Below are 22,040 nucleotides of genomic sequence, written 5' to 3'. Positions count from 1 at the left end.
GCCCCACGATCGACGTACGGGCAGAGAACGGGTACTCGCAGGGTCATCCATGGAGAAAGTACAACCGCGCAGCCTCCGCCCGTCAATTCTGCAGCCCACTCGCGGCGTGTGAAGGATCACACGTGCTGCCCTCATTTATGGGGGCAGCGGACCGATGTGACAACTGAAACCACCCTCCTACCAGGACGAAGGTCCCTCATGAAGATCATGCGTGCCACCCTTGGCGCCAGTCTCAAGTGGCAACTGGTGGCGTTCGGAGCCCTTGCCGTGCTCGTCACCTCCATCGCCCTCACGGCCGTCGGCGCCGTGCAGGCAAACCAGCTCGCAGACCAAGCGGGCCGTGATGTCGAGCAACTGACCACCGAATCGATGACCCAAACCGCGAAGTCGGCGCGCGCACTCGTGTCCACGCAGGTCGACACCGTCACGACGCGCATGGAGTCGGAGCTCGCCGTCGCACAGCAGACCGTTGCCGATATGGGAGACCTCACCCTGGGCGCACCCATCACGTGGGACGCCAAGAACCAGGCCACCGGGGACATCACCACTGTGGAGCTGCCTCGCGTGATCATCGGCGGGATGGACGTTGGGCAGGTCTCCAGCTTCTCCACGCCGGTGCCCGTCGTCGACCAGGTCACCGACCTTCTGGGGGCGGCCACTACGGCCTTCCAACGCATGAACGAGGAAGGCGACATGCTCCGCGTCGCCACCACCGTGCCGAACGATGCTGGAGAGCGGGCGATCGGCACCTACATCGCCGCCACGAACGCCGACGGCAGCCCCAACGCCGTCGTCAAGGCTTTGCTCGCCGGCGAGCCCTTCTACGGAACGGCCACCGTCGTCGGCGAGCAGTACGTGACCGCCTACGCCCCCATCATGAGAGACGGCGCTGCGGTAGGCGCGATCTTTGTTGGCCTTCCCCAATCGGAAGTGGACGCCCCCCTGCGCGAAGCCCTCGCCCAGGTCACCGTCGGCAACAACGGTTACGTCACGGTCCTGTCCGACGCCGGCGAATGGGTTGTGCCGCCGCCGGGAGTTGCGGCAGGGACTCCCGCCGACGCCGAGTTTGCGCAGCGCCTCATCGACGCTGGCACAGCCCTCCCCGACGCCGACGCCACGGCCAAGGAGCGCGTCGACCTAGCAGAAGGCGGAGCCCAGGTCGAAGTGACGCGATTTGCGCCGTGGGGCTGGACGATCGCCGCTTGGGGTCTGGACTCCGACCTACAGGTGGTGCCCAATAACCTTGCCGAAGGTACGCAGCGACTGACGATGACCCTGCTGGGCGTCGGACTTGGCGTGGCCGTCCTGGCCGTCGCGTTCATCGTCCTGGCGGCTGGCCGCATCACCAAGCGTGTTGGCCACATCACGGAAGCGCTACGGCGAGTCGCAGATCACGACCTCTCTGCGGACGTGCGGGGTGAAGGCAAGGACGAGATCGGCCGCATGGGCGACGCCCTTGGCGACACCATCATCGGCATGCGGGCGGCGGTCACCAGCCTGCGGGAGGGTGCTGAGGCGGTTCGCGCGACCGCACAGCAGCTGAGCGGGTCGAGCGAAGCCCTGCAAGGAAGCGCGACCCAGACGGCGACGCACGCCGGCACGACGTCTGGCACCGCGACAGAGATGAACCACGAGGTCCAGTCGGTCACCACCGCGATGACGGAGATGCGCACGTCGATCCAGTCAGTCGCTCGCGACGTTCACGCAGCGACCGGCGAGACGAGGACGGCCGTGGGGATCGCAACAGAGGCGGCAACGACGGCCGAGCGTCTGGGAGACTCGTCGTCTCGCATTGCCGAGGTGCTCAAGGCGATCACCGCGATCGCCGCACAAACAAACCTCCTGGCGCTCAATGCCACGATCGAGGCGGCGCGAGCGGGCGAGGCAGGGAAGGGATTTGCGGTGGTCGCAAGCGAGGTCAAGGACTTGGCTCAACAGACCGCCGAGGCGATCGAGACGATTCGTCCCGTGCTGGAGGAGGTCGCGACCGACTCCGCCGAGATGCGTGCCGCCGTCGATCGCATCGAGAAGTCGATCGCCTTGGTCGATGAGCACCAGTCGTCTATCTCCGCAGTCATCGAAGAGCAGACGGCGACCACCACCGAGATCGAACGCAATCTGATTGTCGCCGCTGGTGGCGCCACCGATATCGCGGCTGCCGCACAAGTGTTGTCGGAGTCGGCTCAAGACGCCCAGCGAAGCGCGACGGAGGTGGGCGGCGTGGTCACTGACCTGACGTCGATCGCCACGGACCTGGCGACAGGGGTTGACCAGTTCACGCTGGCCTAGGCGCTCCCCACCCCTCACAAATGGCTTGATGTGTACCGTTGCTCGGCGCGATCGGCCGCCAATGGCTTGATGTGTACCGCCCGCGGGGCGGGCTGGTACGAATCAAGCCATCGGGCGGCGCTGAGCGCAAGATGGCAGTACACATCAAGCCACGTGCGGCGTGCGCCCGCGTCGGCGCAGCGGACGGGCCTAGACGGCTAGCCCGCCTGGTAAGGGCTCACCACGACGTCGACGCGCTGGAACTCCTTGAGGTCCGAGTAACCGGTCGTCGCCATGGATCGACGGAGAGCGCCCATCAGGTTCGTGGTGCCATCAGCTCGCGCACCTGGCCCAAACAGGATCTCCTCAAGAGAGCCGACTGAGCCGACGTGCACGCGCTCGCCGCGAGGCAGTTCTGGGTGGTGGGCCTCGGGGCCCCAGTGGAATCCGCCGCCGGGCGCCTCCTCTGAGCGTGCAAGCGCGGCGCCCAGCATGAAGGCGTCTGCCCCGCAGGCGATGGACTTGACCATGTCACCGGAACGTCCAAGTCCGCCGTCGGCAATGACGTGAACGTAGCGACCGCCAGACTCGTCAAGGTAGTCCCTGCGAGCGGCTGCAACGTCGGCGACAGCAGTGGCCATCGGCGCGTGGATACCCAGAGAGGTTCGGGTGGTGTGCGCCGCTCCACCGCCGAAGCCGACAAGCACGCCTGCCGCTCCGGTGCGCATCAGGTGAAGGGCGGCCTGGTACGTGGCCGCGCCGCCAACGATCACGGGAACATCGAGTTCGTAGATGAACTTCTTGAGGTTGAGCGGCTCGCCGTCGGCGCTCACGTGCTCGGCGGAGACGGTGGTGCCCCTAATCACGAAGAGGTCGACGCCAGCGCTCAACACCGCCGAGTAGTGCTCCTGGGTGTTGTGGGGCGACAGGGCGCCAGCGACCGTCACCCCTGCCTCGCGCATCTCACGAAGACGCGCCGCAATGAGCTCGGCCTTGATGGGTTCGCGGTAGATCTCTTGCATGCGCGCGGTCGCGGCCTCTGCCGGCAACGATGCGATTTCGGCAAGCAGAGACGTCGGGTCCTCGTACCGCGTCCACAGGCCCTCGAGATCGAGGACACCAAGACCACCGAGCTGCCCCAAGGCAATCGCCGTCGCTGGCGACATCACGGAGTCCATCGGCGCGGCGATCACGGGAATCTCGAATCTGAACGCGTCGATCTGCCACGCGAGCGACACGTTCTGCGGATCGCGCGTGCGCCGCGATGGCACGATCGCCACGTCGTCAAAGGAATACGCCCTGCGTCCGCGCTTGCCGCGCCCGATCTCGATCTCGTTACTCACGCACTCAGCCTACCCGGCGGCGGACTGCCTCTCCCCTGCCGGCCCTCGCGGGGTTAAGGTCGTCGAAGCTCTACCAGGAGGTCACGATGATTCAGTCACGTCCACCGGCCGACGGCCCGCTCGCCGACGCGCTCGCGCAGTTGGAGGCGGCTGTCGCCCATCTTGGCTATGACGAGGGCATGCACCAAATGCTCGCGACGGCGCGCCGAGAGATGCAGGTCAGCGTTCCGTTGCGCCGAGACGACGGCAGCGTGGCGGTCTACTCCGGCTATCGCGTGCAACACAACTTCTCACGAGGGCCGGCGAAGGGCGGCTTGCGTTTTGCCGCCACCGTCGATCTTGACGAAGTGCGCGCCTTGGCCATGTGGATGACGTGGAAGTGCGCGCTCGTTGACGTCCCTTACGGGGGCGCGAAAGGCGGCGTCGCGATCGAGCCGCGCGACCACAGCAAGGGCGAGCTCGAGCGCATCACCAGGCGGTACACCTCGGAGATCGCGCCGATCATCGGCCCCGAAGTGGACGTTCCTGCGCCAGACATCGGCACCAACGAGCAAACGATGGCGTGGATGATGGATACCTACTCTGCGCTCGTCGGCCACACCGTCAGGGGCGTCGTCACTGGCAAGCCCGTGAGTCTCGGCGGCTCGCGCGGTCGTGCGACGGCCACCTCGAGAGGAGTCGCGCACATCGCACTGCTCGCGATGGCCGCCCACGGAGTCGAGCGCGAGCGCGCCACGGCAGCCGTCCAGGGATTCGGCAAGGTGGGGTACGACGCTGCGCGCTTTCTCGCAGAAGAGGGCGTCATCGTGCAGGCGGTGAGCGACGTCGACGGCGCGGTGTATGCCAGAGAAGGGCTCGACATTGCGGGGCTTGGGGAGCATGCGAAGCAGACGGGTTCCGTCGCGGGCTACCCTGGGGCGGAGGCGATCGATCCCGCCGACCTGCTCACGCTGGACGTCGATGTGTTGGTTCCCGCCGCCATCGAGGGCGTCATCACTGCAGCAAACGCACCAGAGGTGCGGGCAAAGATCGTGGTCGAGGGGGCGAACGGCCCAACCACCAAAGCGGCCGACGCACTGCTCGCCGAGCGCGGCGTCGTGGTAGTGCCAGACATTCTCGCCAACGCGGGCGGCGTGATCGTGAGCTACTTCGAATGGGTCCAGGCTCACCAGGCCTTCCAATGGAGCGAGCGTGAGGTCACTGAGCGCCTGGAGGAGCGCCTCACGGCCGCCTGGCACGACGTGGTCGAGTACGCGGGCGCGCACTCGCTGACCTACAGGGCGGCAGCCACCGCCCTCGCCGTTCGCCGCGTCACCGAGGCGCATCGCCAACGCGGTCTGTACCCGTGACAGTCGCCGCGCCTGGCGGTCCGCGTCTCACCCTCGTGACAGGCTGAGGGCATGAGTTGGATAGATGGACCGATGGTGGGCTTTGACACCGAGACCACGGGCGTATCGCCCCAAAACGATCGCATCGTGACTGCGGCGGTGATTCGCCGTCACGGCGGCGCCGTTGAGGTGCGCGAGTGGCTCATCAATCCTGGCATCGAGATTCCCGCCCGCGCCACCGAGGTGCACGGCATTACCACCGCCAAGGCGCAAGCTGAAGGCGCAAATCCTGCCGACGCTCTCGAGCAGATTGCCACGGCCCTCGCCGACGCTCTCGGAGCAGGCATCCCTGTGGTTGGCTTCAACGTCCAGTACGACCTCACCATTCTTGAGGCCGAACTCGCGCGCCACGGCCTGCGCACCTTGGCCCAGCGCCTGCCGCAGGGGATCAGGCCGATTATCGATCCGCTCGTGCTCGATCGCCATCTCGACACGTATCGCAAGGGCAAGCGCAAGCTCATCGACATGTGCGGCACGTACAGGGTCCAGGTAGTGGCCGATGACCTCCACGCCGCCGACGCTGACGTGCTGGCGACCCTCGACCTCGTACCCGCCATCGCGGAACGCTACCCATCGCTCGCCACTGTCGCTCTTCAAGACCTGCACGATCAGCAGGCGTCGGCACACAGCGCGTGGGCCAACCGCTTCAGGGCGTGGCTTGTCTCGAAGGGCACCGTTGACGACCTCCCGAGCCCTGAGTGGCCAGTGGCTACCCTTCAGGTGCCGAGCGACGACGCCGACGCTCCTGCGCTCTTCTAGCCCACCAACACCCGCGCGAGCATCCCCAGCGACATCACCACGATCAGCACGCGCAGCACCAATGGCTTGACGCGGAAGAGCACGTGCGAGGCCACGTACGACCCGAGCAACTGGCCTCCGATCATGGCGGCGCCTGCGACCCACACCACCTGGCCAGCCACAAGGAACACGGCCAGCGAGGCCGCGTTCGTGGCGAAGTTCAACGTCTTGGCAACGGCGGTCGACTGGACAAGCGTCTGCGCGCGAAGCGCCACTCCCGTGAGAGCGTAGAGCGAGCCGGTACCCGGGCCAAAAGCGCCGTCGTACGCACCGATGGTCGGCACGACAGCACCCCTGAAGGTCCCCTCGCTGACGCGTGGGCTCGTCGGCGGGTGGTGCGCGCGCGGCACAAACAGGAAGTAGGCGGCGATCAGTGCCAACACCACGGGGATCAGTACTCGCAGACCGTCGGCGTCGACAAACTGGATCCCGATCGAGCCTGCGACGGAGCCAGCGAATGCGAGCAGCATCGGACCTCTGACGTCCACCCACGAGACTCGACGACGTCTCAGCACCTGGTACGTCGCCATGCCGGTGCCGAAGGAGCCTTGAAGCTTGTTGGTCCCGAGTGCGGCGAGCGGCGGCACCCCGGCCAAGAGGAGCGCGGGCAGCGTCAGGAGACCGCCGCCGCCCGCAAGAGTGTCAAGGAATCCGGCGACCAGGGCCACCACGGCCAAGATGGCAAGCGCATGCCAGGTGAGCTCCACCGCTAATTCGGGCCGGCGTAGTTGGGAGCCTCGACGGTGATCTGGACGTCGTGCGGATGGCTCTCTTTGAGACCAGCAGGCGTGATGCGCACGAACTTGCCCTTTGACTGCAACTCGGGAATGGTGCGTGCCCCGACGTAGAACATCGACTGCCCCAAGCCACCGACGAGTTGCCTAACCACGGAGGACAAGGGGCCCTTGTAGGGCACCCGCCCCTCGATGCCCTCCGGGATCAGGTCATCGTCGCTGGGAGCGTCGGCCTGGAAATAGCGATCCTTGGAGTACGAGCGACGCCCCCGGGAAGCCATCGCCCCCATCGAACCCATGCCGCGGTAACTCTTGAACTGCTTGCCGTTGACCAGGACGAGATCGCCAGGCGTCTCGGCACAACCGGCAAAGAGCGAGCCGATCATGACGGACGACGCTCCTGCCACCAGTGCCTTGGCGATGTCACCCGAGTACTGGAGCCCGCCGTCGGCGATGATCGGAACGCCAGCGGCGCGAGCGGCAAGGGAGGCCTCATACACGGCCGTCACCTGAGGAACGCCGACGCCTGCCACCACTCGAGTGGTGCAGATCGATCCAGGTCCGACACCCACCTTGATGGCGTCCACGCCCGCGTCGATCAGCGCTTCCGCACCAGCGCGAGTGGCGACGTTGCCGCCAATGACCTGGACGTGTGACGTTGCCGGGTCGGACTTGAGGCGGCGGATCATGTCGATCATCGCTTGAGCGTGCCCGTGAGCGGTGTCAACGACGAGCGCGTCAACCTCGGCATCCACCAAGGCTGTCGCTCGCTCCCATGCATCCCCATAGAACCCGACGGCAGCGGCGACTCGAAGGCGCCCCTCGTCATCTTTGGTGGCGAGCGGGTACTTCTCCGTCTTGACGAAGTCCTTGACGGTGATCAGACCGGTGAGCTTGCCGTCCTTGTCGAGCAGCGGCAGCTTCTCGACGCGATGCTTCGCGAGCAGTTCGGAGGCTGCAGCGTTGGAGACTCCCTCTGGAGCCGTGATGAGCGGCATGGGCGTCATCTGGTCGCGCACAAAACGGCCGGCGTAGTCACTGGGAGACACGAACCTCATGTCGCGGTTGGTGATAATGCCGACGAGCGTGCCGTCGGCGTCAACCACGGGGAGACCCGAGACGCGGTAACGGGCACAGAGGGCGTCGAGGTCCGCGAGAGTGGCATCGGGACTGATGGTGACTGGGTCAGTGATCATCCCCGACTCGGAGCGCTTCACCGTCACGACCTGCTGGGCCTGGTCGTCGATCGAGAGGTTTCGATGGAGCACGCCGATGCCGCCGAGCCTGGCAAGCGAGATTGCCAGACGCGCCTCTGTCACCGTGTCCATTGCTGCGCTGAGCAGTGGCACGGCGATGGAGATTCCGCGCGTGAATCGGGTCGCCGTCGACACCTCTGAAGGCGTGACATCACTCTCGCCAGGAAGCAAGAGAACGTCGTCATACGTCAGGCCTGTGAACCCGAAGGGGTCGTGCTCGCTGGTTGCCATGGAGCCAAGTCTAGGGCTCTACATGCGGCGACAGGATCGCTCTCAAGGGCATACCCCTGGCGGCATAGCGCCGGTGTTCACCCTGGGAAGAATGGACAAATCACCCCCAAAATGGGGGTTTTCAACCTGGTCAGGAGCGGGTACAAACAGTCATGAAGGTCCTAGTCGACCGGACGACGAGGTCCTCATGGGCCGGACGCGTTGACTGTCCGTTTCGTCCGGTTTATGGTAATTCTGTCCTTGAGCGGTAGCGAGGGCAGAGTGAGTCAATGAAGACGAGTTTTGCACCACCGAGCGAGGAGCACGATGGAGACGATCGCCACATTGCCAGCCCCAACGCAGGACCAGTGGGAGTGGCAGTACGAAGGTTCATGTCGCGAAGCAGACCCCAATCTGTTTTTTCACCCAGAAGGCGAGCGCGGTGCTGCGCGCCGCCGTCGTGCCGAAGCCGCCAAGCAGTACTGCAACCGTTGCCCTGTCCTTGAGTTGTGCAGGGAACGCTCCCTCGCCGCGCGCGAACCGTTCGGCGTGTGGGGAGGACTCAGCGAGGACGAACGCCATGCGATCCTCGCTGGCCGTATGAAGCAGGCAAGCTAACCCGCTTCCCGGCCATCTCCATAGCGCCCGCCGCCTAGCCCCCCTCAAGGCCGCGGAGCAGCACGGAGAACACGAAGGCCCCGGCGACCGTGAGGTCCCCGGGGCCTTCGCTTGCGTTGCGAGGTTTACTCGACGACTGCGAGCAGGTCGCGCACCGACAGGATCAGGTATTCCTGACCGCCGTGCTTGACCTCGGTGCCGCCGTACTTTGAGTACATCACCCTGTCGCCGACGGCGACGTCGAGCGGTACACGGTTTCCGTTGTCGTCAATGCGACCCGGTCCGACCGCGACGATCTCGCCCTCCTGGGGCTTCTCCTTCGCGGTATCGGGGATCACGAGGCCCGAGGCCGTGGTCTGCTCGGCAACTGCCGGCTTCACCACAACCTTGTCCTCGAGAGGCTTGATAGAGACCGACACTGCGGACCTCACCTTCCTAGAACGTGACGTGTAGTTTGCGGCCGCGGCCCGCCGTCGCGGGGGTCAGGCAGTGGTCGCTCTCCCGACTGGGAGCACTTCAGAATTTAGCACTCTCGTGAAGTGAGTGCTAACTGAAGTCCTGCCTTTCGCCTGGGGAGAAACCGCGGGCATGCCAGGATCGAGTCATGGACGCCCGCGCCGCACGCTTGGCCCTCTCCCCCGAGACGCTGTCATTGCTTGCTCCCCTGCCGCCGTACGACGCCGACCACGCGCTCGTGCTTGCCCAGCAGCTTCGCGACAGGGGTGCGGATGCCGACGTGGTGGCGGCCGCACTCACGCAGTCACGCCTTCGCGCCGACGCTCGCGCCAAGTTCGGCGACTTCGCCGCGGGGATGGTCTTCACTCAAGAAGGTCTCGAGCAAGCGACCCGGCTCGTCGTCGCCGCACACCACGGCCAGCGCTATCGCGCAGCTGGGGTCACGACGGTGGCGGATCTCACGTGTGGCCTGGGTGCGGACGCGATGGCTTTCGCCACTCTCGGTCTCAACGTGCTGGCCTTCGAGCGCGACGAAGCAACGGCTCTCCTGGCAGCTCACAACCTGAGGCACTGGGACGGTGCGTCCGTGGTGCACGCCGACTCCCTGGAGACTCTCGCTCGCGGCGACATCGGCATCGACGCCGTCTTTGCCGATCCCGCCAGGCGCAACGCTCTGGGCCGGCGCCACGACCCTCGCGACTACTCCCCGCCTCTCGGAGAAGTCATCGCGCTCAGGCGCCGCTGGCCCGAAGTGGGCATCAAGGTAGGCCCGGCGATCGCGCACGACGACGTTCCTCAGGAGACCGAAGCCCAATGGGTGAGCGTCGATGGCGATGTCGTCGAGGCGGGCCTGTGGATGGGAGCGCTGGCGCACCACCATTCCCACTCGGCGCTCGTACTCAAGGCCGGTCAGGCACACGTGCTTGATGGTGCGCCAGTGCCGGGCGAGCCGGGAGAGCTTGGCGAGTACCTTCTCGAGCCCGACGGAGCCGTCATCAGGTCTGGACTCGTGGGGCCTCTCACAGAGAGCCTCGGCGCCCGCTTGCTCGACCCTCACCTTGCCTACCTCACGACAGACACACCCGCCGCTTCTCCTTTTGCGACGACGTTCCGCATCGTCGATTCTCTTCCCTACTCGGAAAAGCGCCTCGCCTCGGCTCTCGCTGCGCGCGGCGTTGGTCACGTCGAGATCAAGAAGCGCGGCCTCGACGTTGACCCTGCCGCGCTGAGGCGCCGTCTGAGATTGAAAGGCGACTCGAGCGCCACGGTGATCCTGGCGCGGATCGGCGATGCGCGCACCGCGTTTATCGCACAGCGCGTTTAGGTCAACGCCCGCACGGAGTGCCTGGCATTCCAGGCACGGGCCAGGAACCACCGGGGGGGACGTTGCCGGTGAGAACATCAGCCAGTCCGGCGAGCGCCGCCTCTGACCGCCCGTAGAGCCCCACGTACGCGGTGGCTTGCGACGCGGGAAGACCCCACGGCCCGTCCATCGCCACCACAACGTCGGCGTTGCCCGATCCCGTGGAGGAACCGAGTATTCGAACCGTGGTGCCCTCTTCTGACTCGCCCACGCCGTAGGCGGCCAGGGCGTCGGCGAGCGCACGGCGTTCACCAGGCCAGCCGCCCACGATCCTGACGGTGTCGCCCACCAGCGGCTCGCCGCACTGCGGTGCGACGACGGTCGCGGAAGTCGCTGCGAACTGGCGCGCGTAATCGACGTCGGTCGATTGCCCCGCTGCGGCATCCGCCCACTGGGCCTGCTGAGTCATGAGGAGGCTGACGCGCGCGACGGCCTCGTCGAGACGCTGTCGAGAAAGCGAGCCGTTCTCTACCGCCACCACGATGGCTTGGCGCGCGGCCTCCACGTCCCGGGGTAGCAGCAGCAAGTCCGCTCCCGCCGCGAGCGCAGCCACTTCCGAGTCACCCGGCCCATACACGTCGCTGATGGCGGCCATGTTGAGGGCATCCGTGGCCGCCACCCCGGTGAATCCGAGCTCTTCTCTCAAGTATGCGTACGCCTCCGGGTTGGTAGTGGCGGGCCCTCCACCCCATTCGGCGACCGAGATATGCCCCATCATGACCATCGGCGCGCCCTCGTCGACCGCTCGCGTGAACGGAACGAAGTCACGCGCGGAGAGTTCCTCCACTGTTGCGGTCTGCACGGGCAGGGCCGCGTGCGAGTCCGTCGTCACCGAACCGTGACCAGGGAAGTGCTTCACGGCGGGAGCGACTCCTCCAGCCATGAATCCCTCCACGGCAGCGACAACGGTGGCGGCGACGTTGTCGGGGTCGGAGCCCGCCGACCTGACCTGGATCACCGGGTCGCCGGGGCCCACTGTCACATCGGCCACAGGCGCCCAGTTCACCGTGAAGCCCAAGTCAGCCATGTCCCTCGCGACGGCTTCGTAGGCGTGTGTCACCGTCGCCTTGTCCGACGCGGCGCCCGCCGCCATGAACGCCGGCATCTCGGGCAGAATCCCGTCGAGCCGCGCCACGGGACCGCCCTCTTGGTCGGTCGAGATCACCGGCGGCCACTCGCGACCGTCTTCTTGAGCCGCTTGCGCCACGGCCTCCGTCACTTGCCTCACTTGGGCGGAGTCCACCACGGCTCCACTCATGAGAATCACGCCGGCCACATGGCTGTCGCGCACCACGGCGGCCGCGCCCGCTGAGTCGGGCGAGTTCCAGTACGCGACGATGACGTGACCGGCCGCCACGTCGAGCGGTAGTTGCGATGCGGCAACCTGTGCGCGGGCCACATCCACCACGGTCGGTCCCCATGCCAAGGTCGGGAGGTCGCTTGGCGGCGCGTTCTGCAGCACCGGGCTTGAGATGGTCACGGGCACCGTACTCGCCGGCGTCGACTCAGAAAGGCCCGGGCGGCCAGTGGCCAACCACGTAGCACCCGCGCCAGCCACGAGCACCGCAGCAGCGCCCACGATGGCGACCACGCGGCGCGCGCTCATACCGAAATCGTCTCCAACGGCATGGATGAGTCCACACCGATGGTGAGGGCGCTCGGCGCAACTGAACGAGAGACAAGTGCCGAGCCAAGCGCAGCGATCATGGCGCCGTTGTCGGTGCAGTACTTGAGCGGCGGGATGCGCACGTCAATCCCGCGTAGCGCCCCCTCACGCGCCGCGAGCTCCCGCAACTGGCTGTTCGCGGAGAAGCCTCCTCCAATCACGAGCGTGCCCACCTCATGCCTTTCGCACGCATCGAGCGTTTTGGTCACCAGTACGTCGGCGACGGCGGCGGCGAACGATGCCGCGACGTCGGCGACGGGGACCGCGCGCCCAGAATCCTCGTAAGCCTCGATCCATCGGGCGACCGCAGTCTTCAGGCCTGAAAACGAGAAGTTGTAGGCGTGCCGCTCCCTGTCCTTGGGGGCGGTCAGGGCGCGGGGAAACGCGATGGCGGTCGGATCGCCCTCGCGAGCGAGCCTGTCCACGTGCGGTCCGCCAGGGTAGGGAAGCTTCAACAGCCTGCCCACCTTGTCGAACGCCTCACCCGCAGCGTCGTCGAGCGTGTGTCCTAGCTCCGTCACCTGCGTCGCGATGTCGTCCACGAGCAGCAGCGATGTGTGCCCACCGGACACGACGAGCGCCATCGTGCGATCGGGAAACTCTCCGTGCACCAGCTCATCGACCGCAGCGTGGCCGATCACATGGTTCACGCCGTATAGCGGCCGGTCGAGCGCGAGAGCCAGCGCCTTCGCCGCCGCGACGCCCACCGTGAGCGAGCCCACCAGTCCGGGGCCGGAGGCGACGGCGATCGCGTCGACGTCGTCAAGGGAGTGACCTGCTCGTGTGAGCGCTTCGTGGACGGTCGGGACCAATGCTTCGAGGTGCGCTCGCGAGGCTACCTCGGGCACGATGCCGCCAAAGCGGGCATGCTCGTCCATGGACGAGGCGACCACATCGGCCACCAGTTCGCGACCACGCACCAGGGCGACGCCCGTCTCATCGCACGTCGATTCAAGGCCAAGCACCAACTCCATGGGAGCCACTCTAGGTGCTGTAGCGCAAGGGAAGCACGGCTCAGTGGTGGTCGGCCACGACAGCGGCGTCCGCGCGGGGGCCCATCAGTCGGCGTGGACAGCAGGCTCGTAACCCGCGAGCTCCCGACGCATCACCAGAGCGTCGATACCGGCGGGCTGGTAGTACTTGCGCCGCACCCTCACCAGTTCGAATCCGTATGCTCGATAGAGCGCGAGAGCGGCTTCGTTGTCCACCGCCACCTCGAGCCAGGCGTCAGCGGCTCCGTGAGAGCGCGCCTCGGCCACGAAGTCGTCCATGAGCACCTTCGCGAGGCCCCGCCGCCGGTAGTCGGGCGTCACGGCGAGGTTCATCAGGTGGAACGCGTCGCCCTCAAAACCATAGATCGCGTAGGCCGCCAACTCACTACCAATCTCAGCTCCGCGATAGCGGTTGGAGCCGTAGCGCCAGTCCTCACGGATGAGACCTTGCGACCAGGCTGCCGACCCGAAGATGACGAGCTCCTGCTCGGCCAACCACTCAAGGTCTCGCTCTTGGAGGTCTCGCAGTCGGGGCTCTTCGCTCAAGGCGTCGCTCATGCGCCGTGAACGTCTGGGCGTCGCAGATACAGCGGCTCCGTCCCGACGTCCTCACCGGCCGCGAGCCGACGCAGTGCCTCGCGCGCCAACCACAACGGGTCAGGGTCGGCCTCGGTGGCGCCAGGAAAGGCCTCGGGGTAAGCGGTCGCCCCGCGTCCCACAAGGATGTCCTCCGGCCGCACTTCCACTTGCGCCGGCGCGAGCACCGCTGGCCCTTCCGTGCGCAAGCCTGCGACGTATCGCGCTACGTACACCTCGCGACGCCTCGCGTCGCCGACGACGACGGCATCTTTGGCTTGAGCGCCGAGCGCGTCGAGCGAACACACCCCCCACACAGGAACGCCCCATGCGAAAGCCAACATGCGGGCCGTCACGAGCCCTACGCGGAGACCTGTGAAGGGTGCCGGGCCGGTCCCCACCGCCACCGCGGTCACGTCTGCTTTGGAGACCGCAGCCTCATCCAGGACCTGGCGCACGAGGTCGGTGAGGTGTTCAGCGTGGCCGCGGGGCGCAAAGACGGACCTTCGTGCCAACGCTTCCTTCGCGTCGGCATCGGTGAGTGCCACCGACATCGCTGACGACGTATCGAGAGACAAGATCATGCGTCCCACCCCGTCACTGGCCACGAGCGACCTTGCCAACTCGCCCCTGTCGTCGTGATGGTGACCGTCCTGACACCAGCGGCAGGATCCTCCCCATCGGCAAGCGCTCCGCGCGGGCGTTCTATCGTGATGAGCGCATGGCCCTCCGCGAGCGTCTCTGCCTTGCCCTCGCCCCACTCGACCACGGTGACAGCCTCGTCCGTCGACGCATCGAGGTCAAGGTGATCGAGTTCGTCGAGGGACGCGAGACGGTAGGCGTCGACGTGTACCAACACGGGCCCTTCGGCGCGCGGTGTGTGAACCCTAGAGATGATGAAGGTGGGGCTCGCCACTTGTCCCCGCACCCCGAGGCCTGCCCCGATGCCCTGCACAAGGGTCGTTTTGCCGGCGCCGAGACCGCCCGACAGGATCACCAAGTCGCCTGCCCTGAAGACGCCTGCGAGCTCTTGACCGAGCGCGCGCATCGCGTCGCCGCTGGGAATCAGATACTTCACACGCTCCCCTTGGCCCGTAATCCGCCGAACCGGCAGACAATCTCGTAGTCGATCGTGCCGACCGCCCGCGCCCAGTCCTTGGCGCTCGGGCCGTCAGGGCCGATCAGTGTCACCTGGTCTCCCACACACACGTCGGTCGCTGGTCCCAGGTCGATCACGAACTGATCCATGCACACCCGACCGGCAATCGTGTAGCGCCTGCCGCGCACCGCGACGTCCGCCACGGACCCCGCCGAACGAAAGACGCCGTCCGCGTAACCGGCGCTCACCAATCCAAGCGTGGTGGGGAACGGCGTCACATACTCGTGGCCATAGCTGACGCCTTGGCCGGCAGGGACATCCTTCACGAGCACGATGCTTGACGTGACGCTCATCGCCGGCAGCAGGCCGAAGTCGTCACCTTCGGGGTCTTCGACGGGCGGCAGTCCGTAGACGGCGATCCCTGGCCTGACGAGGTCGAAGTGCAAATCTGGCCTCGTGAGTGTGCACGCCGAGTTCGCCAGGTGCCGCACCTCAAGCGTGACGCCTGCCTCTTGCGCCATCGCGAGCGCTCGCGCAAACGTCTCTGCCTGACGATCGATCGTGGCGTGGCCCGGTGCGTCCGCCCACGCGAGATGCGACCACATGCCAACCACCTGGATCACACCCTCTTGCTGCGCCGCCTTCGCCAACTCCAGCAGTCCGGGCAAAAGGGCAAGAGGCACTCCCTCGCGGCCGAGACCCGTGTCCACGGCGACGTGCACACGTGCGCGGCGGCCGACGCTGCGAGAAGCGACCACGATCTCGCCCAGCACCTCTGACGAGTTCACCGACAGGTCGACGTCCGCGCGCACAAGATCAGCCGCTGGCAGTTCAGGGCCGTAGAGCCACGTCAGGATGCGCCCGGTGTCGCCAGCCGCGCGCAGTGCGAGTGCCTCGTGCGGTTGGGCCACTCCGAGCCATGTGGCTCCCCCGGCCCTTGCCGCAAGGGACGCCGGAATCAGTCCGTGACCGTAAGCGTCGGCCTTGACGACTGCCATGACCTGGGCGCTTGTGCGCTGCGTCAGCACGCGCACGTTGTGGGTGATGGCGGCGGTGTCAACCGTGATGTTGAGCAGGCTCATGGACCCTCCGCAATGACCACCGCCGACGCGATGCCCGCGTCGTGTGACAACGACACGTGCAAGGTGACGACTCCCAGTTGCTCCGCACGGGAGGCGACCGTCCCCGAGATCTCGAAGCGTGGCTGCCCTGAGGGGTCGCGCACCACTTCGGCATCCTGCCACGACAGGCCCGCCGGAGCCCCGAGGGCCTTGGCGAGTGCCTCCTTCGCGGCCCACCGAGCCGCCATCGAGTGGCGGCCGAGTTCGCGTTCGGCAGGAGTGAAGACCTTCTGGGCGAACCGGGGCGTGCGCGCGATGGCGCGATCGAAGCGCTCAAGCTCCACGACGTCGATTCCCACGCCGACGACGGCCACGGCTATTCGACCGTGACGGACTTGGCGAGGTTGCGAGGCTGGTCCACATCGAATCCCTTGGCGCTCGCCAATTCATGAGCGAAGATCTGCAAGGGCACCACCGTCACAAGAGGCATCAGCAGCGTGGGCGTCTCGGGAACGGTGATCAGGTAATCGGCGTGCTCCGCTGCGGCGATGTCGCCCTCTTCTGCGATCACGACGGTGCGGGCGCCGCGCGCGCGGACCTCTTGGATATTGGAGATCACCTTGGAGTGCAAGACCTCACGGCCACGCGGGCTCGGCAGCACGATGAACACGGGTTGACCGGGCTCGATGAGCGCGATAGGGCCGTGCTTGAGCTCTCCGGCCGCGAAGCCCTCGGCGTGAATGTACGCAAGCTCCTTGAGTTTCAGCGCGCCCTCGAGCGCCACGGGGTAGCCGACGTGACGACCAAGGAACAGCACGGTGCGCTCGTCGACCATCGATCGAGCGATCTCCCGCAGTGGTTCGGCGGTGTCGAGCACACGCTGGATCTTGGCTGGCATGGCATCGAGTTCAGCCAACAGCGAGGCGATCTCGTCAGGGAACTTGTTGCCTCGCAGTTCCGCCAGGTAGATGCCGAGCAAGTAGGCGGCGGCGATCTGGGCCAAGAAAGCCTTGGTCGAGGCGACGGCGATCTCAGGACCAGCGCGTGTGTACAAGACGGCGTCGGCCTCGCGAGCGATGGTCGACCCTTGGACGTTCACAATCGCCACCACTGGAGCGCCCTGCTGTTGCGCGTGCCTCAGCGCCATGATGGTGTCCATAGTCTCGCCAGACTGACTGACGGCGACCACAAGGGTTCGCACCGACAACACGGGGTCTCGGTAGCGGAACTCGTGAGCCAATTCCACCTCGACGGGGATCCGCGTCCAGTGTTCGATCGCATACCTGGCGACCATGCCCGAGTAAGCGGCCGTGCCACACGCGATGACGATGATCTTGTCGATCGCGGCAAGCACGGATTCTGCGATCATGCCCTCATCGAGTTGAAGACGACCGCTCTCATTGACGCGTCCCCTCAACGTGTCGGCAACCGCCGCCGGCTGGTCGTGAATCTCCTTGTCCATGAAGGTGGCAAAGCCGCCCTTCTGCGCGGCAGAAGCGTCCCACGTCACCTCGTAGGGCTCCCTCTCCACGGGGTTGCCCGCCAGGTCGGTGACATGGATGGCGGTGGGAGTGATCTCGACGATCTCGTCTTGACCGAGTTCGAGCGCCATACGGGTGTGCTCGATGAACGCCACGACGTCGGAGCCCAAGAAGTTCTCTCCTTCGCCCAGCCCTGCGACAAGCGGGGAGTTGCGTCGCGTGCCGACCACCACGTCGGGCGACGCTGCATCGACAGCAAGCAGCGTGAAGGCCCCTTCAAGCCGTCGAGCGACAGCCCTCATGGCATCGGCGAGCCCGAGACCCTCGTCGACATACCGGGCAAAGAGGTGACCGGCAACCTCGGTGTCAGTGTCCGAGTGGAACGTCACTCCCTGGGCGAGCAGTTCTGCCCTCAAGACGCCGTAGTTCTCGATGATGCCGTTGTGGATGATCGCGATCCTGCCGTCAGCAGCCAAGTGGGGGTGCGCGTTGGCGTCGGTCGGCGGCCCGTGGGTGGCCCAGCGGGTGTGCCCGATGGCCGCTGTCCCGTCGGACAAGGGGTGCTGAGCCAACTCCTTCGCGAGGTTCGTCAGCTTGCCCGCCTTCTTGGCGACGGCAAGGCGCTCCCGATCGCTCGTCACGACGGCGAGCCCCGCCGAGTCGTACCCCCTGTACTCCAGGCGCTCCAAGCCGCCCATGACGACGCCACCGGCCCGAGCACTCGGACCGCCTGAACCTACGTAACCCACGATGCCGCACATGCGCCCAAGTGTAGTTCGCCCCGCCGGGTTCGAGGGGCGCGTCGGCTAGCGGTCCCACATGCGGGACAATAGTGCCGTGAGCGTCCTTGACGACGAGGTGAGTGTCAGCCCGTTTCTTTCCTTCACCCGCGCGGAGTGGTCAGCGCTCGCTGACGCCACCCCTCTACCGCTGACGGCAGATGACGTCCGCCAGCTGCGCGGACTCGGCGACCCTATCGATTTGCGGGAGGTCGATCAGATCTTCCGCCCGCTGTCTCGCCTCCTCACCCTCTACTCGGACGCCGTTGGCTCGCTTCACACGGCCACGAGCGCCTTCCTCGGCGAGCGTGAATCCCGCACCCCGTTCGTCGTCGGGATCGCAGGTTCGGTGGCGGTCGGCAAGTCCACCACTGCTCGCGTGCTGAGGGAGATGCTCGCTCGCTGGCCCTCGTCACCCCGCGTCGAACTGGTCACCACCGACGGGTTCCTCTTGCCAAACGCAGTCCTGGAGGAGCGGGGCCTGATGGGTCGAAAGGGCTTTCCTGAGTCGTATGACAGACGGGCGCTCAGGTCGTTCATCGCTGCCGTGAAGTCGGGAGTCGCCGAGGCCGACGCCCCTGTGTACTCCCACGTGACCTACGACATCGTTCCCGACGAACGGATCACGGTGCGCCACCCCGACATTCTGATCGTCGAGGGCCTCAACGTTCTCCAGCCTGCGGCCGTGCGCACCAAGGAGTCTCCCGCGCTCGCCGTCTCCGACTACTTTGACGCTTCGATCTATGTAGACGCAGAAGAGCCGCACGTGCGTCAGTGGTACATCGACAGATTCCTGTCGCTACGCGGCACCGCCTTTGCCCGCCCCGACAGCTATTTCCAGCACTATGCGCATCTCTCGGATGACGAGGCAACCGCCAAGGCATCTCACATCTGGGACACCATCAACAAGCCAAACCTCAAGCGCAATATCGAGCCGACGCGGTCGCGCGCGACCATCATCCTGCGCAAAGGAAAGGACCACGCGGTCCAGTCAGTGCACATGCGCAAGCTCTAAAGCCGCCAGGCCACCACAGTGAAGGTGCAAGGCACCAGATCGCGCTCGTGCTCCGGCCAGGCGTAGTCCGCATCAGGCTCATTGCTCACCGGCTGCATGCGCGGCGAGAATTGCCACGGGAGCGTCTTGCCCTCATCGAGCGCCACGATCGCTAGGCCGTGGGCCAGCAAAGCCGTCACGACTTCTGACAGGGGGTGCGGCCACTCGTAGGTGCGGGTGTGGTGAACCTTCCCGTCGCCAACGTAGGTCCCCTCGTCGTCCCACTGGAGCGCGCGTCCGTCGCCAAAGTACCGGTAACGCAAGGTCAGCTCAGGAGCGAACTCGTCGAGGCTGCCGAGCATGGGATGTCCGTCGCGAATGTAGAAGACGCCGCCTGGCTTCAGGAGCGCGGCCACCTGCGCCGCCCAGCGGTCGAGGTCGCCCAGCCAACCGATCGTGCCGATGCTGGTGTACACGACATCGAAGAGCCGTTCGACGCCGAGGTGACGGTCCACCGCCTCTCTCGCGTCGAGCACGTCCGTCTGGATCCAGTCTGCCGTCACTCCGCAGTCAGCGGCCAGCGCAGCAGCCGCATCAAGGGCGGCGGGCGAGAAGTCGATTCCAGTCACGCGCGCACCTGCCCTGGCGAGCGAGACGGTGTCGGTTCCGATGTGACACTGAAGGTGGCACAGATCCAGTCCGGCGAGCGACTGACCTGGCAGATGGGGCAGTAGCGCCTCGAGGTCGGTGCGCACCACCGGGCTCAGGTGGTCGGGATCCTCACGCAGAGCGGCGGTCTGATAGGCCTCGACGTGGAGCGGGACCCTGTCCTCCCAGTTGGCGAGGTTCGCGCGCCGCGCCTCCTCCCATGGAATGTCGACGCCGTCGACTGGCTCGCTAGTCACGGTGGCTCTCTTCGCCAGGCAGCGACTCGTCGGCCTCGATCTGCTCGGCCAACGGCGGGAGTTCAGGCGAGCTGAGTCCGGCCAAGCTCATCACCTTGTCGACGGCGAAGCCCAGCACCACTCCTCCCGTGATGCCCGCTGCGATCGACAGCAAGAGGTTGTCTTCGAAGAGGCTCGCGGCAACCGTGCCGATGAGGATGCCCCATGCTGCCCAGATCGTGACGGCAACCGCGTCGATTGCCATGAAGCGGCGGCGGGGAAAGCCCAGCGCGCCGGCGGAGAGATTGACAGCAACCCTGCCCATCGGGATGAAGCGCGCGGCGATGATGTACAACGTGCCGCGCGTCTCCAATGAATGCTCGGCCCAATCGAGCGCCGCGAGGATCCTGGGGCGCCTGAACAGCTTGATATGGCGGACGTCCACCTTGGTTCCGATGAAGTAGGCGGTCTGATCGCCGCACCATGCGCCTGCCGCTCCTGCCAGAAACAACAAGGGGAGGATCGGTTGACCGACGGATTGCCAAGCCGACGCCGCGCCGATGATGACCGACTCGCTGGGCACCACGGGGAAAATCGCGTCGATGACTGACACCGCGAAGACCGCAGGATAGATCCACAGGGAATCGACCAGCTCAAGGATGCCGTGTTCGACGTTGCTCGACAGGTGGACTAGCCAGTCCCAGAAGCCGCTCATACAGACAGTCTGGCAGCCACCACTGCCGCAAGGCGATCTGCATGCCGCTGTGCGTCCTCTGGCGTCGACGCCTCGACCATCACGCGAACAAGAGGCTCGGTGCCCGACGCGCGCAGCAACACGCGGCCAGTGTCGCCCAGTTCTGCGCGGGCGCTGTCGAGTGCCGCACCGAGCTCAGCATCGGTGTGCACCCTGGAGCGATCGACGCCCCCAACGTTGATCAGAACCTGAGGGAGGGTGGTGACGCTCCTCGCGAGTTCTGCCAGCGACCGGTCCTTCGTGACGAGTGATGCAAGCATCAACGAGGTCAACACTCCGTCCCCCGTCGTGGCGTAGCGGGACACAATCACGTGCCCAGACTGCTCGCCCCCGAGCGAGTAGCCGCCCTCTCGCATGGCCTCCAGCACGTAGCGGTCGCCCACCGCCGTCTCAACGATGTCGATGTTGGCCTCGCGCATCGCGTGATGTAGACCGAGGTTTGACATCACCGTTGCGACGAGCGTGTCCCGATAGAGCGTCCCCGAGTCGCGCATGGCGGCGGCCAGCAGGCCGAGAATGTGGTCACCGTTGACGATGGAGCCCTCGCCGTCGACGGCGAGGCAGCGATCGGCGTCTCCGTCATACGCCACGCCCATGTCGGCACCGGCACTCACCACCGCGGCGGCAAGCGGTCCCATGTGGGTTGACCCAGCACCTGCATTGATGTTGCGGCCATCAGGTTCGCAGTGCAGCTTCACGACCGTGGCGCCCGCCGCCTCAAGAGCAGCAGGGCCCGTCTCACTTGCGGCGCCGTGCGCCCCATCGACCACGATCGTCAGACCAGCCAGCGGTAGGGACGCCCCCGCGAATTCCTGGACCGCGGTCGCGAGGTGGGCGACGTACTCCGCTTGGAGGTCGGTCGAGGCAATGACCTCGCCTACGTCTCCGCCGATGGGTCGTTCCCAGTCATCACCGACGCGCGCTTCAATCGCCTCTTCGACGGCATCGGGAAGCTTGACTCCCCCGCGCGCGAAGAATTTGATGCCGTTGTCAGGCATCGGATTGTGCGACGCCGAGATCACGACGCCAAGGTCGGCTTCCGTGAAGGCGGTCAGGTATGCGACACCCGGAGTGGGTACGACGCCGAGATCGATGACATCAACGCCTGCCGAAGCGAGCCCGGCCGCCACTGCTGACGACAGGAACTGCCCTGAGAGCCTGGTGTCGCGGCCGAGCACGGCACGCGGACGATGCCCTGAAAACTCGCCCCGCTCGGCCAGGACGTGAGCGGCAGCGACCGCGAGGTCGAGTGCCAACTCCGCCGTGATGTCGCGGTTGGCGACACCACGGACTCCGTCCGTGCCGAACAGACGCGCCATG

Annotated in this window: 21 protein-coding genes; 6 read left to right on the top strand and 15 right to left on the bottom strand. The window is 66.2% G+C overall.

What is annotated here, in order from left to right; translation table 11 throughout:
- Positions 1 to 198 precede the first annotated feature (198 nt).
- A complete protein-coding gene (locus LGT36_RS00555; protein ID WP_248642131.1) occupies positions 199 to 2,289 on the top strand; it encodes a methyl-accepting chemotaxis protein in 2,091 nt (696 codons plus the stop codon).
- A gap of 197 nt (positions 2,290 to 2,486) precedes the next feature.
- On the opposite strand, the gene LGT36_RS00550 is transcribed toward LGT36_RS00555, so the two are convergent.
- Positions 2,487 to 3,611 carry a GuaB3 family IMP dehydrogenase-related protein gene (locus LGT36_RS00550; RefSeq protein ID WP_226094662.1) on the bottom strand — a complete coding sequence of 375 codons (1,125 nt, stop codon included), beginning with the start codon at positions 3,609 to 3,611 and terminating at the stop codon, positions 2,487 to 2,489.
- Positions 3,612 to 3,697: 86 nt separating this feature from the next.
- Between LGT36_RS00550 and LGT36_RS00545 the strand changes: the two genes are divergently transcribed.
- Together LGT36_RS00545 and LGT36_RS00540 are read left to right on the top strand one after the other, a co-directional pair.
- Positions 3,698 to 4,960 carry a Glu/Leu/Phe/Val dehydrogenase gene (locus LGT36_RS00545; RefSeq protein WP_226264601.1) on the top strand — a complete coding sequence of 421 codons (1,263 nt, stop codon included), beginning with the start codon at positions 3,698 to 3,700 and terminating at the stop codon, positions 4,958 to 4,960.
- A 51-nt stretch (positions 4,961 to 5,011) separates the two neighbouring features.
- Complete coding sequence (locus LGT36_RS00540) at positions 5,012 to 5,758, top strand: exonuclease domain-containing protein (protein WP_226094606.1); 747 nt, start codon at positions 5,012 to 5,014, stop codon at positions 5,756 to 5,758.
- Here the strand turns inward: LGT36_RS00540 and LGT36_RS00535 are convergent.
- Both LGT36_RS00535 and guaB read right to left on the bottom strand, forming a co-directional pair.
- Positions 5,755 to 6,504, bottom strand: a complete 750-nt coding sequence (locus LGT36_RS00535; RefSeq protein ID WP_226264602.1) for a TSUP family transporter — start codon at positions 6,502 to 6,504, stop codon at positions 5,755 to 5,757. The genes LGT36_RS00540 and LGT36_RS00535 overlap by 4 nt on opposite strands.
- 2 nt (positions 6,505 to 6,506) lie before the next feature.
- On the bottom strand, positions 6,507 to 8,018 hold the full coding sequence (gene guaB, locus LGT36_RS00530) for an IMP dehydrogenase (protein ID WP_226094971.1): 1,512 nt from the start codon (positions 8,016 to 8,018) through the stop codon (positions 6,507 to 6,509).
- A 306-nt stretch (positions 8,019 to 8,324) separates the two neighbouring features.
- Here guaB and LGT36_RS00525 point away from each other — a divergent pair, with 306 nt between their 5' ends.
- Positions 8,325 to 8,615: a WhiB family transcriptional regulator gene (locus LGT36_RS00525; RefSeq protein ID WP_226094970.1), complete on the top strand. Its 291-nt coding sequence runs from the start codon at positions 8,325 to 8,327 to the stop codon at positions 8,613 to 8,615.
- Between the two features lie 125 nt (positions 8,616 to 8,740).
- Here the strand turns inward: LGT36_RS00525 and groES are convergent, their stop codons facing one another.
- Positions 8,741 to 9,034 (bottom strand): co-chaperone GroES, encoded by a 294-nt coding sequence (gene groES, locus LGT36_RS00520; protein WP_226094968.1) that lies wholly within the window; start codon positions 9,032 to 9,034, stop codon positions 8,741 to 8,743.
- Between the two features lie 185 nt (positions 9,035 to 9,219).
- On the opposite strand from groES, the gene LGT36_RS00515 reads away from it, so the two are divergent.
- A complete protein-coding gene (locus LGT36_RS00515) occupies positions 9,220 to 10,395 on the top strand; it encodes a class I SAM-dependent methyltransferase (protein ID WP_226094966.1) in 1,176 nt (391 codons plus the stop codon).
- Position 10,396: 1 nt separating this feature from the next.
- Here LGT36_RS00515 and LGT36_RS00510 read toward each other — a convergent pair whose 3' ends face one another.
- From LGT36_RS00510 to glmS, 8 genes are all read right to left on the bottom strand, one after another.
- Positions 10,397 to 12,040, bottom strand: a complete 1,644-nt coding sequence (locus LGT36_RS00510; RefSeq protein WP_226264603.1) for a glycoside hydrolase family 3 N-terminal domain-containing protein — start codon at positions 12,038 to 12,040, stop codon at positions 10,397 to 10,399.
- On the bottom strand, positions 12,037 to 13,074 hold the full coding sequence (gene tsaD / locus LGT36_RS00505; RefSeq protein WP_226096184.1) for a tRNA (adenosine(37)-N6)-threonylcarbamoyltransferase complex transferase subunit TsaD: 1,038 nt from the start codon (positions 13,072 to 13,074) through the stop codon (positions 12,037 to 12,039). Before tsaD ends, LGT36_RS00510 begins: the two co-directional genes overlap by 4 nt.
- 84 nt (positions 13,075 to 13,158) lie before the next feature.
- A complete protein-coding gene (rimI, locus tag LGT36_RS00500; RefSeq protein WP_226096186.1) occupies positions 13,159 to 13,650 on the bottom strand; it encodes a ribosomal protein S18-alanine N-acetyltransferase in 492 nt (163 codons plus the stop codon).
- Entirely contained in the window at positions 13,647 to 14,252 is a 606-nt protein-coding gene (tsaB, locus tag LGT36_RS00495) for a tRNA (adenosine(37)-N6)-threonylcarbamoyltransferase complex dimerization subunit type 1 TsaB (protein WP_226096188.1), read from the bottom strand. Before tsaB ends, rimI begins: the two co-directional genes overlap by 4 nt.
- Positions 14,249 to 14,746, bottom strand: a complete 498-nt coding sequence (gene tsaE, locus LGT36_RS00490; RefSeq protein WP_256465904.1) for a tRNA (adenosine(37)-N6)-threonylcarbamoyltransferase complex ATPase subunit type 1 TsaE — start codon at positions 14,744 to 14,746, stop codon at positions 14,249 to 14,251. Before tsaE ends, tsaB begins: the two co-directional genes overlap by 4 nt.
- Positions 14,743 to 15,849 (bottom strand): alanine racemase, encoded by a 1,107-nt coding sequence (gene alr / locus LGT36_RS00485; protein ID WP_226096190.1) that lies wholly within the window; start codon positions 15,847 to 15,849, stop codon positions 14,743 to 14,745. The genes tsaE and alr overlap by 4 nt, the downstream gene beginning before the upstream one ends.
- Positions 15,846 to 16,202, bottom strand: a complete 357-nt coding sequence (locus LGT36_RS00480) for a holo-ACP synthase (protein ID WP_226096192.1) — start codon at positions 16,200 to 16,202, stop codon at positions 15,846 to 15,848. The genes alr and LGT36_RS00480 overlap by 4 nt, the downstream gene beginning before the upstream one ends.
- Positions 16,203 to 16,204: 2 nt before the next feature.
- Complete coding sequence (gene glmS, locus LGT36_RS00475) at positions 16,205 to 18,070, bottom strand: glutamine--fructose-6-phosphate transaminase (isomerizing) (protein ID WP_226096194.1); 1,866 nt, start codon at positions 18,068 to 18,070, stop codon at positions 16,205 to 16,207.
- Positions 18,071 to 18,128: 58 nt separating this feature from the next.
- On the opposite strand from glmS, the gene coaA reads away from it, so the two are divergent.
- A complete protein-coding gene (coaA, locus tag LGT36_RS00470; protein ID WP_226096196.1) occupies positions 18,129 to 19,103 on the top strand; it encodes a type I pantothenate kinase in 975 nt (324 codons plus the stop codon).
- On the opposite strand, the gene LGT36_RS00465 is transcribed toward coaA, so the two are convergent.
- From LGT36_RS00465 to glmM, 3 genes are read right to left on the bottom strand one after another with little or no spacing between them, the layout of a single operon-like run.
- On the bottom strand, positions 19,100 to 19,987 hold the full coding sequence (locus LGT36_RS00465) for a bifunctional 2-polyprenyl-6-hydroxyphenol methylase/3-demethylubiquinol 3-O-methyltransferase UbiG (protein WP_226096197.1): 888 nt from the start codon (positions 19,985 to 19,987) through the stop codon (positions 19,100 to 19,102). The genes coaA and LGT36_RS00465 overlap by 4 nt on opposite strands.
- On the bottom strand, positions 19,980 to 20,681 hold the full coding sequence (locus LGT36_RS00460; protein ID WP_226096198.1) for a DedA family protein: 702 nt from the start codon (positions 20,679 to 20,681) through the stop codon (positions 19,980 to 19,982). The genes LGT36_RS00465 and LGT36_RS00460 overlap by 8 nt, the downstream gene beginning before the upstream one ends.
- Complete coding sequence (glmM, locus tag LGT36_RS00455) at positions 20,678 to 22,039, bottom strand: phosphoglucosamine mutase (RefSeq protein WP_226096200.1); 1,362 nt, start codon at positions 22,037 to 22,039, stop codon at positions 20,678 to 20,680. Before glmM ends, LGT36_RS00460 begins: the two co-directional genes overlap by 4 nt.
- Position 22,040: the final 1 nt, after the last annotated feature.

The organism is Demequina sp. TMPB413 (assembly GCF_020447105.2).
GTDB lineage: Bacteria > Actinomycetota > Actinomycetes > Actinomycetales > Demequinaceae > Demequina.
This window is presented reverse-complemented; position numbering and strand designations above follow the sequence as displayed.

Bases quoted from the DNA above. Each gene is read 5' to 3' on its own strand.
- LGT36_RS00545 (WP_226264601.1), top strand. From the start codon at position 3,698: ATGATTCAGTCACGTCCACCGGCCGACGGCCCGCTCGCCGACGCGCTC.
- LGT36_RS00525 (WP_226094970.1), top strand. From the start codon at position 8,325: ATGGAGACGATCGCCACATTGCCAGCCCCAACGCAGGACCAGTGGGAG.
- glmS (WP_226096194.1), bottom strand. From the start codon at position 18,070: ATGTGCGGCATCGTGGGTTACGTAGGTTCAGGCGGTCCGAGTGCTCGG.
- rimI (WP_226096186.1), bottom strand. From the start codon at position 13,650: ATGAGCGACGCCTTGAGCGAAGAGCCCCGACTGCGAGACCTCCAAGAG.
- LGT36_RS00460 (WP_226096198.1), bottom strand. From the start codon at position 20,681: ATGAGCGGCTTCTGGGACTGGCTAGTCCACCTGTCGAGCAACGTCGAA.
- tsaB (WP_226096188.1), bottom strand. From the start codon at position 14,252: ATGATCTTGTCTCTCGATACGTCGTCAGCGATGTCGGTGGCACTCACC.
- coaA (WP_226096196.1), top strand. From the start codon at position 18,129: ATGCGGGACAATAGTGCCGTGAGCGTCCTTGACGACGAGGTGAGTGTC.
- LGT36_RS00555 (WP_248642131.1), top strand. From the start codon at position 199: ATGAAGATCATGCGTGCCACCCTTGGCGCCAGTCTCAAGTGGCAACTG.
- glmM (WP_226096200.1), bottom strand. From the start codon at position 22,039: ATGGCGCGTCTGTTCGGCACGGACGGAGTCCGTGGTGTCGCCAACCGC.
- LGT36_RS00510 (WP_226264603.1), bottom strand. From the start codon at position 12,040: ATGAGCGCGCGCCGCGTGGTCGCCATCGTGGGCGCTGCTGCGGTGCTC.
- tsaD (WP_226096184.1), bottom strand. From the start codon at position 13,074: ATGGAGTTGGTGCTTGGCCTTGAATCGACGTGCGATGAGACGGGCGTC.
- LGT36_RS00515 (WP_226094966.1), top strand. From the start codon at position 9,220: ATGGACGCCCGCGCCGCACGCTTGGCCCTCTCCCCCGAGACGCTGTCA.
- LGT36_RS00540 (WP_226094606.1), top strand. From the start codon at position 5,012: ATGAGTTGGATAGATGGACCGATGGTGGGCTTTGACACCGAGACCACG.
- guaB (WP_226094971.1), bottom strand. From the start codon at position 8,018: ATGGCAACCAGCGAGCACGACCCCTTCGGGTTCACAGGCCTGACGTAT.
- alr (WP_226096190.1), bottom strand. From the start codon at position 15,849: ATGAGCCTGCTCAACATCACGGTTGACACCGCCGCCATCACCCACAAC.